The sequence below is a fragment of the Celeribacter baekdonensis B30 genome, assembly GCF_000299875.1.
GTDB lineage: Bacteria > Pseudomonadota > Alphaproteobacteria > Rhodobacterales > Rhodobacteraceae > Celeribacter > Celeribacter baekdonensis_A.
The window spans coordinates 298,671-312,176 of record NZ_AMRK01000005.1; the positions used below are offsets into that span (position 1 = coordinate 298,671).

The window sequence follows — 13,506 nt, forward strand, 5'->3', positions numbered from 1 at the left end:
GCCTGACAGGTGAGCGACGATATCGGTGCGAGGGCTTGGCTGGGCAGTTAGCCGAATGTGGAGTGGTTGCTCGGGGGCCGGGGCTATGACGCCGACTGGTTCAGAGAAGCATGGGAAGACAAAGGGATACGGGCCAGCATTCCCGGACCTACAGCGCCAGACCACCGTAAAATACGACAAACACCGGTACTAACACCGCAACCGGATCGAAATCATGTTCGGCAGGCTCAAGGATTGGCGGTGCATGACTCCCCGATGCGACAGATGCCCAGAGATCTTCCTCTCCGCCGTCGCGGCAATCGCTCTTTACTGGCTTTGAAACTCAATGCGTCCAGAGCCGAGTTAAAGCTAAGCAGATGGCCCGTATCAACCTTTCCGCAACGAGATCGAAAACATCCGTGTTTTCATTCATAAAAATGGCTACCAAGCCTACTCGTGGAAGAATGGAGAGAGTGTTTTGGTTTTTTAGGATCGGTCCCGTCCCGCATGGGGCCCGCGCTTTCGTCTGGCGCACTCAGCGTAGGTATGGCTGAGCCGACGCGATCCGATGCCGTCCTGGCAACAGGACCCAAGCCAGCGCCACCGCGAGGATGGGCAGGGCTCCGATCGCGAGGATGGTCCAGCCTTGGGAGGTGACGATGGCGCCCGAGGCAAAAACACAGATCGTTGATGCCAAGGAGATCCGCGTATCGTTCACACCCTGTATGACCGGTCTTTCATCGACCGAGACGGCGCTGGTCAGCAGGGTCGTGGTGCCGATGAAACCGAGATTTCAACCAACTCCCAGCAGGCTCAGCGCCCCATAGAAGTGATTTTGGCTGATCCCACTTGCTGCGGTCAGGGCCGAGGCGATCGGCAGGGCCAACCCGGCGACCATCACAGATCTGGTACCGAACCGTTTGATGACAAAGCCCGTTGCGAAGCTGGGCGCGAACATCGCGACCACGTGCCAGCGCACGACATCCCCCGCCAAAGCCTCTCCATAGTCGCAGCCGATCATGGCAAGGGGCGTCGGGGTCATCAGCAATACCATGATGCCTGGCGAGACAGCGCCCACGCAGACGGCGATCAGGACCGGGCCGCGTTTCAGGATGGCAAAGATCGCCGCGCGGGTCGGGCGGGTGCGCCTGCCGTTTTGCACGGCTCGGCGGATATGGACGAAGGCGAGGGGCACCATCGCAGCATGATCAAAGCACGCTGGACGGCAGTTCAGGGCCGGGAGCTTCAGGCAGTAGGAAGCCGGAGGGACCGCGCGGCTTGTCCGCTTCAGCGGTTGCGCCGCGGCATCTGGAGTTGACGGTCAAATAACCAGTTGCTTGCAGACAAAGTCGCCGCGTGATCCGATGTCGGCGTACGGCAGCTCCGTGATTTCGTATCCGAGGGCGGTGTAGGTCTCCCGCATGGCAGCACAGGCCGCTTCGGCCTCGGCGCGGGTCTGCTTGCGCTCGGTGTCCTGTGTGAAGATCTCGTCCCAGAACGGGGCCAAAAAGACGCGGGCGTTGTAGCGGGCAGTCTTGGCTACTGCGGCGACGTGGGACGGCACGAGGAGGCCGCTAAGCGTCAGGTAGCCCATGATATCAGGAATGCCCCGGTCGAAGATTACGGGGCCTGAGAGGGACTGTGCGGCGCTGTAGGCGCGCAGGTCCAACTCCAGCATCCGTTCGGCATAGGGCCATAGGGCACCTCTCCTTGCGCCGTTCCAAGTGATCTCGGATAGTGGTAGAGGACAAGGCTCTGATTGCCGTCCTGGATCTCGGCCATATACTCTGTGCTGGCCCAAGGGAGCGAGATTACTGCTTCGTCGTCGTGGTTGCCGATGATCAGATGCTTGCGGCCGGGCAGGCTGTGAAACCAGTTCTCGAACTGTGCCGTATCATCAGCGCGACCGAAGGCGAAATCACCCAAAATCCAGAGGTCATCATCATGCGCGACGCAGGCCTGGAAGTTGGCAATCAGCGCCGCGTTCATCTCCGCGGTTGAGGCGAAGGGGCGCCTGCAGAAGTCGATGATGCGGTGGTGGCCGAAGTGCAGGTCGGCCGAATACCAGTTGGCCATACCTGTGCCCTCCGTGTTCGTCAGACCTCAGTTTAGGGACGACATCATAAGGGGGCAAATGTCTGTCAGTTCAGAAGGATTCTGGACGGTGAGACGTTTGGAAAATTAGCAGATGCCAGTCTTGCCCGGGCAAGATGCCAAGTAGAACCGGATAAGTTCCAATCTTTGGCGAACATCACACAAGGTGTTGTGATGTCCGGTCAAAATTGGAATCTGACACATTCTCAAGTGATTGATCCAGAATGTTTTTCTATCTTGGGTTCACAACCAAGTTGGGATTTTGTCCGGGGAAGAGTGGAATCTCAACGGCGTCGCGCTGAAAAGTCAATGAAACGGCCACTCAGATCGCAGTCTTGCCCGTACGATGATGCCCCGCTGAACGCATTGACCGACAGCGCGCCCATTTCGGTATCGCCAGAGAACATCGAGTACGCGGGCAGAGCGCCTCCCTTCTTGGCACCCAGAATGCGTTCGCCCTGCCGCGCAAGCGACAGGGCGAAATTTAATCTTACAGTTAAGATGGTTAAGGCGTTTCCCCTTCTCGACCACTCGGTCGTAGGGCTAGCTATCTCTTGCGGTCCGGATGATGTCGGAGAGCATATCTGAAATCAGAGCGCCAAGATCGTTTCACGCACATACACTCGCGCGTCACCACCTGAAATTGCCGAGCCAAGCCCCGCGGCCTTGATCCGCATCATCATTGCCATCGGCGATACACCGAGGTGTTGGGCGGCTGTCTTCGGCGTTTGAAACTTCTCGAGGAATGCCTCGAGTTCGTCATAAGTGACGAGTTCGGCGGCGGCTCGTAGTCCGTTGCGACGTCGCCGCTCCGATGGGAGTAATCCAGCAGAAACAACTTGTCGAATTTCGCGGCTGCTTAGCGCCAGGCGTTGCCGCACCTCCTCCAACGTCATGTCGGAACGCTCTTGGCGACGTATCGCGGCGAGCAGCTCTTTATGGCTAATTCGGAGCCCCGACAGCCCGATCGCAGTTCGGTCAATATAGGAACCGGGCAGCTCACCCGCCTCGAGAAAGCGAAGGATTTGCCCCGCCGGACACCGCAAGACGAATGTGGCATGCGAAAGGCTGATCATGTCGTGGCGGACACCATGGCAGGACTGAAATGTCGCCTGAGCTTCCATTCCCTTGAGAAGATCATCCAGCACATCAATACTGAAACGCGGCTTCTTGAATGCCTTTGTCGCAATGCACGTGACCACCCTTTCTGACACAAGACCGTCGAACATGGTGATCCCGATGCCCAGAAATTTTGCGCTCTGCTCCGCCCCGAGGCTCGTCGCCAGTGTTGTTATATGCGCGGTGCATGCCCTGAGACGTGATCTGACATTGAAACCGTCGGGAATTCGCCCATCCGGTAAAAAGCCGTCGAGGATCAACGCACGCCCTACCCACTTTCTGGAGCGGTCGGTTGTCTCTGCAAGCTTCTTTATGCAGGCATCCACCTGCACTTGGGACGGGGCATAATGATGTCTGGACAACAGGCAGTAGTCGCCTTGATCCTTGATAAGGCCCAGCATGATGTCCCGAAACGCTTGCCGCTCGTCCCGCATTGAGGCCTGAAGCGCCCAGCCGTGGAACCAGGTCTTACTGAGCCTTGTCGAATGACGTCCGAGCGCTTGGTCGACCTCATCTAGCAGTTTCCCGTGGCCCACACGGGTGATCGAGAAGCCCAGCTCAGTGAGCTCGCGCCGCTTTGCAGGTGGAGACGCATTGGGTCGTAAGGTGCCTTCGGCGATAAAGGCGCCCAACCCCAGGCACCATCGCTCCAAGGTGTCGATCTGGATATCACCCAACCAGTCGATCATCAGCGTGTCAGCTTCAAGTCTCAGAAGAGCCGCGCGTTCGAAGTCCGACAGCGCTTGCCGTTGTACCCGTTCCTCCAATCGATGCAACCATCCCCCCGACAGTTCGGCGCGCAGGACATGATCATAGCAGGTCGTGTAATCTGCGTAAGGCAGCTCAATCAGCGCTGTTTCGTGGTGGCTGCAACAGGGCATGAAACGTGGCAGCCATTGCCATCGGATCGCACAGCCGTCCGCTTGGCTACCCGTCGACGACAGATCCTCCAGCCAGCAGTTGGGGCAAATGGACAGATCGTGTTTGCGGATGGACCGGGTCAGAAAACGCTGCCCATGCAGGTCAGTGTATTTCTCACTGACCTTGCGTGGACTGTGTAAGATCAGGTCTGAGCCAGACGAGCCGGTGAGCGCTGCCAGGGCTTTGAGATGCTGCGGGTCACCTGCACAGATAGCCGCTTTGCCAAGTCCCATTGCCGTGCAAAACTCGGCGGTAGACCGCGAAGCATTTGCCGAAGCGTTTCGGGACAAGGTCGAGAATGCCGGCTCGCCCACCGTGGCAGCCAAGGCGATGGGGAGCGCAGAGATCGCTTGAGTTTCCATGTGCAAAGCTACTCCCCCCACCTGTCCAGGTTGACATCTGCGGGTATGCTGACGAAGTCCTCAGCGATGAACGGGTTCATCTCTGGAAGGCAGTCGAACCTTTGCGCGTGGGTTGATCGAAAATGTTCAATCTCCAGCACCTTGTCGCCTGCGACCAGTGCCGCTTTCAGGGCCAAGATGCAGATTTCACACAATTCGCCGAACGCGTAATAGGATGCGTGAAGCAGCCTCTCGGCGAAATCTCGTGTCTTCACGGTCTTGCTAAGTTCCAGGCCCACTCCCTGACAGTAGCACGCTAGAATTTTGATTGCGCGCGATGCGTCCACGCCGGGATCAAGGTCGGTCATATGCACGACGCTGTACCGGCGCTTGAACTGCTGGTCTGAGTTGAGGATCTCCGCGAAATCCGGGGTGCCGATCAGGATGGGGACGACCTGCCCTTTCTGGGGCTGTACCAGTGACTTGAGGGCGTCCCGCATGGACTGGCGGTCTCTGGCCCCGGCGGCACGAACATGCTGGATTTCGTCCAAGACCAGAACTCGAGTTTCCAATCTCTCGATGTAGGCGGCGACATACTGCCATATGTCCTCTGCGGAATCTCGGGCCTTCGGCGTCCAGCCATACTCCAACGAAATCAGCATGCGGAGCTTGCGGAGGGTCACATCGTCCCGAAGCGGAACGAACACGTGACCGCGCGGAGAATGCCCTACGGCCGTCCGTTGCAGACCGAGCGTTTCAAGAGCGCGCAGAACGCTCTTGGTCTTCCCGGTGCCGCTGCGCCCAAGAACGACGACACCCCGAGCGTCGGCGGGGTGTCCAAGTTCTCTTGCGGCCATAAACTCCCGAAGCGAGTTTTCTATCTGACGCGCAATGCGTTGCGCGTCAGCGTGGTCGATGAAAATGTCGCGGCGCAGTGCCTGAACTCTGCGATCAACGTCGCTCGGTCGGAGGGCGAGAGTCATAGATCCTCTCCTTCCTGCCACCAGTCGGTATCTTCCTCAGGGTCATCGAGATCGACTTCTTCATCGTCTGATGTGGAAGGTGCGTCGCCCGGTAGCGCTCCGCCTTGGCCAGCGTCAGGGTCGCCGATGACGTAGCCGATCCCGTCGTCAGCCAAATCGAGCGCGTCCAGTTCCGGTATTTCATTCTCGACGACAGACAGGCCGAGGTAGAGTTCCTTTTCCAGGCGCGCGATATCCTCCGCAGTTGCCTGTTGAGGTAGCACGCCCATGATCCGCATGGCTTCATTCGCGCGCGACCGCATCGCCTGAAGCGCATCCCATATGGTATCGGCGGCAAGGGCCGCTTGCCCAACGTAACGGCGTCGCAGAATTCGTCCGACGGCAATCCATTCGTCGAGTTTCACCCCGTGGAAATTCTCGACGCTGCACTCGACCTCGAGCCATTCTCTCCCGGTCCACACACTGATCATTCCTATGTCATTTGGCTCCAGGTGAAGCGTAACTTTCGTATTCTCCGGCCGACGTCTGAGTTTCTGCAGTTCGCGGGAGTTATAGGCCACGCCGAGCACGGTGATGCCTTTTGACGTTACCTTTCGCTCCAGAGATATCCCGAACGCCCTCCGTCGCATGGATCGGGGCAACTGTGGCGGAAGTCCAACTGTGCCGCTGAGACGCTCCAATGCCTTCGCAGGGGTCTCTCTGAAGAGGCCGGCATTGGGCGTGTTGTGGTAGACGTCGACAACATACCGAATGAAGATCAGGGCCAATTGGTCGTCCGTCAGGACGGCCGTTTCCTCCGTCGGATAATCGCCGCGTTCCTTGGGGTTTGCGAAGGTTTGTCCAGGCAGATAGGGCATCACCCTGTATGTGAAAGTCAAAAATGGGCGCTCGATCGTCCCGCGAAACTGTGGCTCTCCCACGGTGGGATAGGAGTAGGCGGCACATGTCTCATTGACCGCTCGAGTGGTCGCGCCTGCGCGGAAAGCAGATCCGGTGTCGCTTTCGACGCCTTCAAATGGAAATCCGTGCCAAATGGACTCCGCGCCTGCGGCAGCTGCCAAATCCGACTTGTCTCGTGTAGACATTTCCAGCGCTCGAATGGCTGACGCTGAATTTTGTGATGACGCAACGAGCAAACCCACGATGTATCTGGTCGCGACGTCCAGGACGACGTAAAGCCATCGACGCCCGCGTGGCAACCGGTCGATCGTCTTCTGATCGAGCCCCTCTCTGATAGGCCCATTCATAATAATCGTACGCGCATCAATCTCCCACTCGTCCACTTGGAATGTCTGACCAGGACGGGTTGCCCGATTGGTCTTGCCAACACCCAAGTAGCGGCGCTTTGCGATCGCGCTGCCCTCACGACCAGCGTCGACCTCCAAGCGATCAAAACGCTTCAGCCATTCCCACAGCGCGGTCTTTCCACGTGTTTGTAACAGCGGAAGCATGGCGGCCTCTCGTCGCTCGTTTTCGCGACGCAGCGCGTTGATCGTGTTATCAACGACTTCACGGCCTGTATGGCGCTGGTTCAGGAGAAACTCTCTGAGTTGCTGTTGGATGAAAAGGTAGCTGTCTTGGTTGATATCGAGCTTGGATGCCCTTCCGCGCTTATCGATAAGCGCATCCATACGGCCACCGGCTTTTTTGACAGCGCGGTACCACCGCAAGATGCTTGCCGGGGATGCGTCGAAGCCAAAGCTGTTGCCGTTTGAGCTGAAGTACTTAGCCCCGTAGATCTCATGGAATGTCTTCCACTCCTCTGCGGCATAGGCTTTGATGTGAGGGTAATGTTGTCCGACGTCATCGGGTCGAAGGGTCAGTCCACCTTCCGAATACCTCCTTGTCAGACCACAGACGAAAAACCACCGGTTACAGACAAGAGTTTGGTTCGTCCGCGATAAAGCAGAGAGGCAGATGTGGGGCTGAGGTCGAGACTTCGCTTCTTCGACGCTTTGGGGGAGCTTTTCGTAATTCCAGTCTGGTCGCTTCATGATGTCTTGCAGGGTGGCCCAAGAAAGCCTCTCGACCGCGGCCGATCCGTCATCTCGTCGGAAGAACGCGTGCTGGTCGTCGGCATCCTGGAAGAAATATGGGATCGAATTGATGTAGTAGCGTGTGACCCTGTCGAAATTCATTCGGATTGTCATTGCGGCCTCCGAACGATCGAGTGGAGGTTGATGCTTCCGCTGCTCACCAAGCCCAAGCGCCGTTCAAAGATGGCCCGGTACACAGCACGGAAACCCCGAGAGCCGGTGCGACTGAGGATAATCAGATCAGCAATGGTCAGCTCCCCCTCGAGTTTTGCCACCGTCTCTTCGAGGCGAGCATCAGCTTCAGTATCCGGGCACAGAGCGAACCGCAGATAGGTCGCCGCATTCATGGCTGCTGTACGTGAAAAGCACTGCTCTGTGACCAAGCGGACTTCATCCACCAAGCCCGGCACCACGGCACGCCTAATCTGTTCCAGCTCGGCTAGAAAGCGACCGGATGCCAGGCGAGACGTTGGTTTCACAGCCACCGCAACTCTGCGTCCGGTCTTGTGGGTGATCAGCAGGTCGAAATAATGTGTGCCCTTGGTTCCATCCGGCTTGCGAAACTTCACCGGACCGAATTGCTCTTGGACTTGGCGAACTCTCGGATCGACCAGCGTGACCACCAAGTTGCCGTGTTCAATTCCACTGTCCATGCCATAGATACGTGGCAAGCCGGTCTCAAGGTCGGGATACACGGCGAAGATTCTGCATGAAGATCGCGACCTTGGATTGATCCGACGCTGACCGCGGTAAGCGAGCACGGGGTAATCTTCGCGAATGACTTCCCCCATTAGATCATCGGGAAACGCTTTTGTGGCGCCGTAGGCCCTGCGGAAGGCTTCAGGCATCCCGGATAGGTCGCGACCGACCGGCGTGACCGGGGCGTTTAGACTGCGTTCGATTGGCATATTCATGGCAAAGCATCCCTGTTTCCGGGCCAGTGGGCACCGGATTGCGAGGACACGCAGGAGCAAGCCGCTCACGCATGCCTGTTGACTTTTCGCTGCTGTGGTGGGATGAAAGAGGTGCTTAAACCTTCAAGGGCTCTGCATGCTTCGCGCTGCGGAGCCTTTGTTCTTTCATCAGGGTCGGTTTCGCTAGGTCATTGAGACAGCTCCTTCTGGTTGGGCAAGGAGCGAAGCCAGTTCCTCGGGGTCCTCGCCAAGTAGGCGTGCGATTTCTGTTATGACCGGGACGCTCTTCCGGTGACCGCCAATGACCAAGCTGATCGTCGAAGGATTGCGCCCAAGACGGGACGCAAGTTCTTTGATCGAAAGGCCTGCCTCTATCCGCAGACGACATTTGATGATCTCGGCTGTGCCGCGAAATTTCATGTACGAACCTTGGGCAATTTTTGTTGACGGATACCCGAATCATGTGGGTTCGCGATTCGCAAGTCAACAACCATCCGCATCCATGAAAACTCAACCGTGTCAATATAGTTCAGAGTTATTTTGACAATTAACATGTGCGCGCGATTCCAGTTGCACTGACTATCTGCACTTCTGTAATCGATGGAAAACTAGGCGTATCCCGTGGATCGGCACGAGGAAAAGACACGTTGGTACGACCTGATAACGACCGATCAACGTTGTTATCGCCTGATTTACCTTCGATCACGCGAGGCATGGGTCCAAAACTGCGATGTTCATCGCTTCAGCCAACGCCAGATGGCCGAAGCCGCGGTGACTGGATCAACTTCTGAATCAGGAGAGCAGCGGCTCGATCCCACTCACGTCCACCTGCCTAGCCGCAGTGCGCATATCGAAATTGGTCTGCATGTTCATCCAATATTCCGGCGTCGTTTTGAACACACTTGCCAGCAGCAGCGCGGTATCGGGCGTCATGCTGGTTGAGCCCTTCACCAGCCGCTCGATGCGCGTCCGGGGAACATAAAGGCGGTGAGCCAGCGCGATCGCGCCCATCTCAAGCGGATCTAGGTACAGTTCTTTCAGGACTTCACCTGAGTGCATCGGGTCTTGAAGCGGGCTCATGATGTCTCATTTCAGCGTCAATCGACGATCTTGACTTCGGCGGGGCCATTCTGCGTCCAGACGAAGCAGATGCGCCACTGCCCGTTGATCCCCACCGAGTGCCGACCGGCGCGATTTCCCTTCAGTTGCTCAAGGTTGTTATCTGGCGGAAAACGCAGGTCTTCCACCGCAACATCTGGGTCCAGCACCGAAAGCATCGCCCCCTGCGCCTCAAGAAGTCCGCCGGGAAATCCTTGCCGTACTTGCCTTGCAGCACGTTTGCCTTCGGTGCTCTGGATCATGTCCGCAATGTATCATTATGTGATACATGTGCGCGATGACTGTGTCATTGGAAGCTTGCCTGGAAATTAGTGGCGGTGAGGGTGACATGAGCGTCGAGCGGAGGCCGTAGTTCGAAGGCCTGAGGGGCGCGAGCGAACTCGTAAAGTCTGAACAGATACCAGTCATCCCGGCGTTCGTTCGCAACCTCCAGTTCGTTACGTGAGATGTGGAACGGTGTCCGCTCCCAACCGTTTGTCGTCTTCACCTCGATGAGGCGTTCGCGACCTTCGATTGTGAAACTGGCGATGTCATAGCCTGCGCCGTCGCCGTCCTCCTTGGAGACCCAACGCACACGCCGAGCTAAGGCGTCCTGGCCGTGTTGCCGCAAGGTCTGACGTTCGTGATGAAAAACTCGTTCCTCACCCGCATGACCGAGAGCCCGATTGCGCTCGTCCCGCCCCGCGACATCGAAACGCCGCGCCACCCTTTGCATTTGCTCCAGCTCTTCTGGGGGCGGTGTATTCCGCAAGGTAGGTGCTGTTCCGACGTAGAGCGCCGGAGGCTCAGCCATTGTGGAAGCGTCTTTGCGGTGAAGCGCGAGCTCCCATTCTGGATGACGCGCCAGCCAGCGAGATGCGGCCTCTGCAAGAGACATCTGGAAATTGAACCGCGGTCGATAGCCTTTGATGATGGGAAGCCCTAATCCGACACAGGCCGCAGAGACGTTGCAGAGTTTGAACTCGATGGAGCCACGGCTCCGTCCTGTCTGATCTTGCAACGCCCGGTTCTGCGCAGCTTTGTTATAGCTGCGCACGGAGAGCTCATCGCTGAGCATCCCGAAATAAGACGCAACGACCGCGTCGTTCTCTGTGTCGGACCAATCACCTGAATTCATTTGGTCAGGTTATGTTGGCCAGGAGGGATTGTCATTGGTCTTAAGATGGGCAGCTATGAGCAGGGAGGCCCGGAACCTGTTCAGACAAGCAGAACCACCTCTGAAGCAGATCGAAAAATTACACGAACCCGCCCCTCTCAAAGTAGGTGAACGGCGATCGGGTCAGAATGCCGAGTCAATCCCCATCCTCGCATGGACGAAGCCAGTCCAAGGTGCCGCTTGACTTGCAGCGGCGAACGTTCACCACTCTCAGGACCGCCTGTTCAAACTGATGCTCGTCACCTGCTTCAAACGCGTGACGGATCAGATCAAACTGCTTGTCCAAACAGTTTCCCAAATCATAATCTGAGACATCATTCATTTTAGAGCTCCTCTTGCAGCCGTCAGTGAGATTTCCTCTTCATGGCACATTTGACCAATTCCTACTTCGTCAGGATCGCTCCAATCAAGGCTCAGACCCTTATTCGTGACGATCATATAGCAACAAGAATCGAGTAAAGTTTTTTTGCCATCATGGCCTTCTGCGAACTTCCCGCCAATCGAAACGATTCGCTGCGGGTCGCTCGACCTGCAGCAACGCGCAGAATACGCCCTTTGCAAAGCCGCGGTGGCAGCGCCCGCCGGAGCGACGCCACCGGCCCAGAGCCGACCTTCAACTCTGGATCAGCATGCCGCAGCGCAGCCTGTCAAAGCCGCCGTTCGCCGCGCTCGCAAATCAGAACGGGGTCGCAAGGTCTGCTGTGCGGACGAAGCTGACTTTGGCTGCGGTTACTCCAATGACCGCAAATAGCAAAGCCGCTAAGGCGAAACGCCATGTCGTGGTCAAACTCGAAACGATCTCGCTGACGCAGGCAGTTGAAAATCTACATCCAATTGAACAGGCATTGATGGGGCGCTGCCCATAGGATCGAGACCGTCGGCTGCAAGCTGGTTGAGCCGCTCTCTCTGTTTATAATCCAAAGCTTGGAACCAGTCGGGATTGAAAAAGACGTTCTCCACATGCTTCATTACAAACTGAAGGCACGCTAAAGCTCGTTGATCATCCGGCAGCGCCAAAAGCTGATCTGCGATGACCTGCCCGGGCGCGCCCTCAATATTTCGCCAAGAAACACAAATCGTAGCGCTGGAGTCACCAGCAAACGAAGAAACGAAAATCTGTTCAAGAAGTTCGTCCGCATACCCTTTCTGAAGCTCTACGCCATGGAGGTCGGTAAAGGGCGACCAAGCGCCTGCAAACATGAATGGTAAAGGTGCCGCAAATTCAAAGACAACCGAACTAATTGTATCGAGACGGTCATCCACCAGTGCAGTGGTCAACGCATCATGCGTAGCCTTTAGTTCGCGTCGCGCAGCTTCATTCCCGATGTTAATCTCGTCCAATATCTGTTGAAGCATGAATTGCTCGAAAGGTTTCAAACCCTTGTCGGCCTCCCGCAACGTTTCTCGCAAGTGCGCTCCAGCATCCTTCCCATAGAGTTCTCTGCTCATTGTGCGATAGGCCACAGCAAGGCACTGATCGGGTCGTCCCGCAAACATCTCATTCTCGATACAGGAGAAAAGCTCTCGGTCATGCTTGCTGCAAAAGCCGTGGAACACTGACGCATCTTTGATGCCGATCTTCTTCACAGATAGCTTTCCGCCGTTCTTTTTCATGTCCGATATGCTCGCAACATAGTGCAGCACGTGGCCATCTTTTGCGATCTTGGTCAGGTTCGGTCCGCGCGAGACAGTATGAGCTTTGATCACGCTGCCATCACAATCACCTAAACCTACGTCGCGCGCACAGCACTTCTTTTGGGAAAAGGCTTTTCGGTTTACATTCACAGCGTCCCAGGGATTTCCCTTCGGCTGAGCATCTCGGCCGAGATGGCACTTTTTGAACTTCTTGCCAGAGCCGCACCAGCACGGGGCATTTCGCTCTCTACCCTTCATGGCTTGAATTTCAGGTAAACTAAGGGTCTGATTTCATTCATAATGTGCACTCTAAGAGTTGTCTTCTTCTTTAGCGAATAACCCATCTGATCAGATTGAGGCCGCTCATGCAACGCGCAGCATCGGTCACTATGGGCTCGAACCGGACTTTCGCCGCAGGCAGCAGCAAGGTCCGGTGAGCGGATAAAGTGCGCTTTCGCCGCAATGACGGCGAATGGCTGCTTTTTTTGGCGAAGGTTCACAAACGTTCCGAACTTTTCTTATTCTATGTGCCACTCGTGGGATGCAGCAACCAGCTCGACGGTATTGCCGTCCGGGTCGCGTGTGAACAACCCGCGCCAGCCGGTCCAAGCAAAGTCTTCGAACCGCGCGTCGTAGCCTTCTTGCCGAAGCCATGCTGAGGCGTCTTCCTGCTCGTCCCAGGACAGGCTTAACGCAAGATGGTGCAGCGAAGATTGGCGTCCAACGGAAAGGGGGTCATCCTCGGCATCCTCGGCATCCTCGGCATCCTCGGCAAAGAGCGCTAGTACCGCAATATGACCTCCAAAGCTCTCGCCGAAGCGATAGAATGCGATCCCATCACGATGTCCGCCCCGATCGCTGGGTCGAAGGCGGGGAAGGCCCAACACGTGTCCGTAAAATTCCTGCATCGCCTCGAAGTTGCGACACCGGATAGCAATCTCGCCCAAAGCACGAAGTTGGAAGGGCCGATCCATAATGCCGCACAGACCTTTCGTTTTCCAGGGGATGCCAGAGAGCCAATAAGAACTCTATAGAATCTCTCGAGCGAAAACCATGAAAACCGAGAGCGGTCATCTACACATCGTGGAGCGTCCAACAGAGAGGGCTCGTTCCCGACCTTCGCTGCGCCGCAGGGCCAAGCGCCTGGTCGCCCCTCGCGCGGTGTCGCTGCCGGCCCTTTGCGGATGAGGTGGGTGGCTCCTGCTCCAC

At 56.8% G+C, this 13,506-nt stretch carries 14 protein-coding genes and 2 pseudogenes; 1 reads left to right on the plus strand and 15 read right to left on the minus strand.

Going from position 1 to position 13,506, the window contains the following annotated elements:
• Positions 1–6: 6 nt before the first annotated feature.
• Positions 7–319 (plus strand): annotated as a pseudogene (locus tag B30_RS21745) (transposase); the annotation flags it as partial.
• 453 nt (positions 320–772) lie between these two features.
• Here the strand turns inward: B30_RS21745 and B30_RS21425 are convergent.
• The 15 genes and pseudogenes from B30_RS21425 to B30_RS11640 all read right to left on the minus strand — a co-directional run bounded on the left by B30_RS21425 (position 773) and on the right by B30_RS11640 (position 13,271).
• Complete coding sequence (locus B30_RS21425; RefSeq protein ID WP_009572260.1) at positions 773–1,177, minus strand: hypothetical protein; 405 nt, start codon at positions 1,175–1,177, stop codon at positions 773–775.
• Positions 1,178–1,300: 123 nt separating this feature from the next.
• Positions 1,301–1,657 (minus strand): AAA family ATPase, encoded by a 357-nt coding sequence (locus B30_RS11585; RefSeq protein WP_081583709.1) that lies wholly within the window; start codon positions 1,655–1,657, stop codon positions 1,301–1,303.
• Complete coding sequence (locus B30_RS21750) at positions 1,600–2,055, minus strand: Phosphoesterase or phosphohydrolase-like protein (RefSeq protein ID WP_009572262.1); 456 nt, start codon at positions 2,053–2,055, stop codon at positions 1,600–1,602. Before B30_RS21750 ends, B30_RS11585 begins: the two co-directional genes overlap by 58 nt.
• Before the next feature lie 608 nt (positions 2,056–2,663).
• The gene (locus B30_RS11590) at positions 2,664–4,475 is read right to left on the minus strand and encodes a TniQ family protein (RefSeq protein WP_009572263.1); all 1,812 of its coding nucleotides are present in this window, start codon (positions 4,473–4,475) and stop codon (positions 2,664–2,666) included.
• Between the two features lie 8 nt (positions 4,476–4,483).
• Positions 4,484–5,437 carry a TniB family NTP-binding protein gene (locus B30_RS11595; RefSeq protein ID WP_009572264.1) on the minus strand — a complete coding sequence of 318 codons (954 nt, stop codon included), beginning with the start codon at positions 5,435–5,437 and terminating at the stop codon, positions 4,484–4,486.
• Positions 5,434–7,587: a Mu transposase C-terminal domain-containing protein gene (locus B30_RS11600; protein ID WP_009572265.1), complete on the minus strand. Its 2,154-nt coding sequence runs from the start codon at positions 7,585–7,587 to the stop codon at positions 5,434–5,436. Before B30_RS11600 ends, B30_RS11595 begins: the two co-directional genes overlap by 4 nt.
• Positions 7,584–8,387, minus strand: coding sequence for a hypothetical protein (locus tag B30_RS21430; protein ID WP_009572266.1), 804 nt, complete (start codon positions 8,385–8,387; stop codon positions 7,584–7,586). Before B30_RS21430 ends, B30_RS11600 begins: the two co-directional genes overlap by 4 nt.
• Before the next feature lie 183 nt (positions 8,388–8,570).
• Positions 8,571–8,807 carry a helix-turn-helix domain-containing protein gene (locus B30_RS22760; RefSeq protein ID WP_009572267.1) on the minus strand — a complete coding sequence of 79 codons (237 nt, stop codon included), beginning with the start codon at positions 8,805–8,807 and terminating at the stop codon, positions 8,571–8,573.
• Positions 8,808–9,179: 372 nt separating this feature from the next.
• Positions 9,180–9,467, minus strand: a complete 288-nt coding sequence (locus B30_RS11615; RefSeq protein ID WP_009572268.1) for a HigA family addiction module antitoxin — start codon at positions 9,465–9,467, stop codon at positions 9,180–9,182.
• Positions 9,468–9,484: 17 nt separating this feature from the next.
• On the minus strand, positions 9,485–9,748 hold the full coding sequence (locus B30_RS11620; protein WP_009572269.1) for a type II toxin-antitoxin system RelE/ParE family toxin: 264 nt from the start codon (positions 9,746–9,748) through the stop codon (positions 9,485–9,487).
• A 44-nt stretch (positions 9,749–9,792) separates the two neighbouring features.
• On the minus strand, positions 9,793–10,623 hold the full coding sequence (locus tag B30_RS11625) for a DUF3883 domain-containing protein (protein ID WP_009572270.1): 831 nt from the start codon (positions 10,621–10,623) through the stop codon (positions 9,793–9,795).
• Positions 10,624–10,798: 175 nt separating this feature from the next.
• Positions 10,799–10,984 carry a hypothetical protein gene (locus tag B30_RS11630; RefSeq protein ID WP_009572271.1) on the minus strand — a complete coding sequence of 62 codons (186 nt, stop codon included), beginning with the start codon at positions 10,982–10,984 and terminating at the stop codon, positions 10,799–10,801.
• 461 nt (positions 10,985–11,445) lie between these two features.
• On the minus strand, positions 11,446–12,369 hold the full coding sequence (locus B30_RS11635; RefSeq protein ID WP_226946204.1) for a hypothetical protein: 924 nt from the start codon (positions 12,367–12,369) through the stop codon (positions 11,446–11,448).
• A gap of 117 nt (positions 12,370–12,486) precedes the next feature.
• Positions 12,487–12,555: pseudogene (locus B30_RS22765) on the minus strand (SEC-C metal-binding domain-containing protein); the annotation flags it as partial.
• Between the two features lie 260 nt (positions 12,556–12,815).
• On the minus strand, positions 12,816–13,271 hold the full coding sequence (locus tag B30_RS11640; RefSeq protein ID WP_009572273.1) for a VOC family protein: 456 nt from the start codon (positions 13,269–13,271) through the stop codon (positions 12,816–12,818).
• Positions 13,272–13,506 lie beyond the last annotated feature (235 nt).

Coding starts and splice junctions, on each gene's coding strand:
- B30_RS21425 (WP_009572260.1), bottom strand. CDS start 1,177: ATGGTGCCCCTCGCCTTCGTCCATATCCGCCGAGCCGTGCAAAACGGC.
- B30_RS11585 (WP_081583709.1), bottom strand. CDS start 1,657: ATGCTGGAGTTGGACCTGCGCGCCTACAGCGCCGCACAGTCCCTCTCA.
- B30_RS21750 (WP_009572262.1), bottom strand. CDS start 2,055: ATGGCCAACTGGTATTCGGCCGACCTGCACTTCGGCCACCACCGCATC.
- B30_RS11590 (WP_009572263.1), bottom strand. CDS start 4,475: ATGGAAACTCAAGCGATCTCTGCGCTCCCCATCGCCTTGGCTGCCACG.
- B30_RS11595 (WP_009572264.1), bottom strand. CDS start 5,437: ATGACTCTCGCCCTCCGACCGAGCGACGTTGATCGCAGAGTTCAGGCA.
- B30_RS11600 (WP_009572265.1), bottom strand. CDS start 7,587: ATGACAATCCGAATGAATTTCGACAGGGTCACACGCTACTACATCAAT.
- B30_RS21430 (WP_009572266.1), bottom strand. CDS start 8,387: ATGAATATGCCAATCGAACGCAGTCTAAACGCCCCGGTCACGCCGGTC.
- B30_RS22760 (WP_009572267.1), bottom strand. CDS start 8,807: ATGAAATTTCGCGGCACAGCCGAGATCATCAAATGTCGTCTGCGGATA.
- B30_RS11615 (WP_009572268.1), bottom strand. CDS start 9,467: ATGAGCCCGCTTCAAGACCCGATGCACTCAGGTGAAGTCCTGAAAGAA.
- B30_RS11620 (WP_009572269.1), bottom strand. CDS start 9,748: ATGATCCAGAGCACCGAAGGCAAACGTGCTGCAAGGCAAGTACGGCAA.
- B30_RS11625 (WP_009572270.1), bottom strand. CDS start 10,623: ATGAATTCAGGTGATTGGTCCGACACAGAGAACGACGCGGTCGTTGCG.
- B30_RS11630 (WP_009572271.1), bottom strand. CDS start 10,984: ATGAATGATGTCTCAGATTATGATTTGGGAAACTGTTTGGACAAGCAG.
- B30_RS11640 (WP_009572273.1), bottom strand. CDS start 13,271: ATGGATCGGCCCTTCCAACTTCGTGCTTTGGGCGAGATTGCTATCCGG.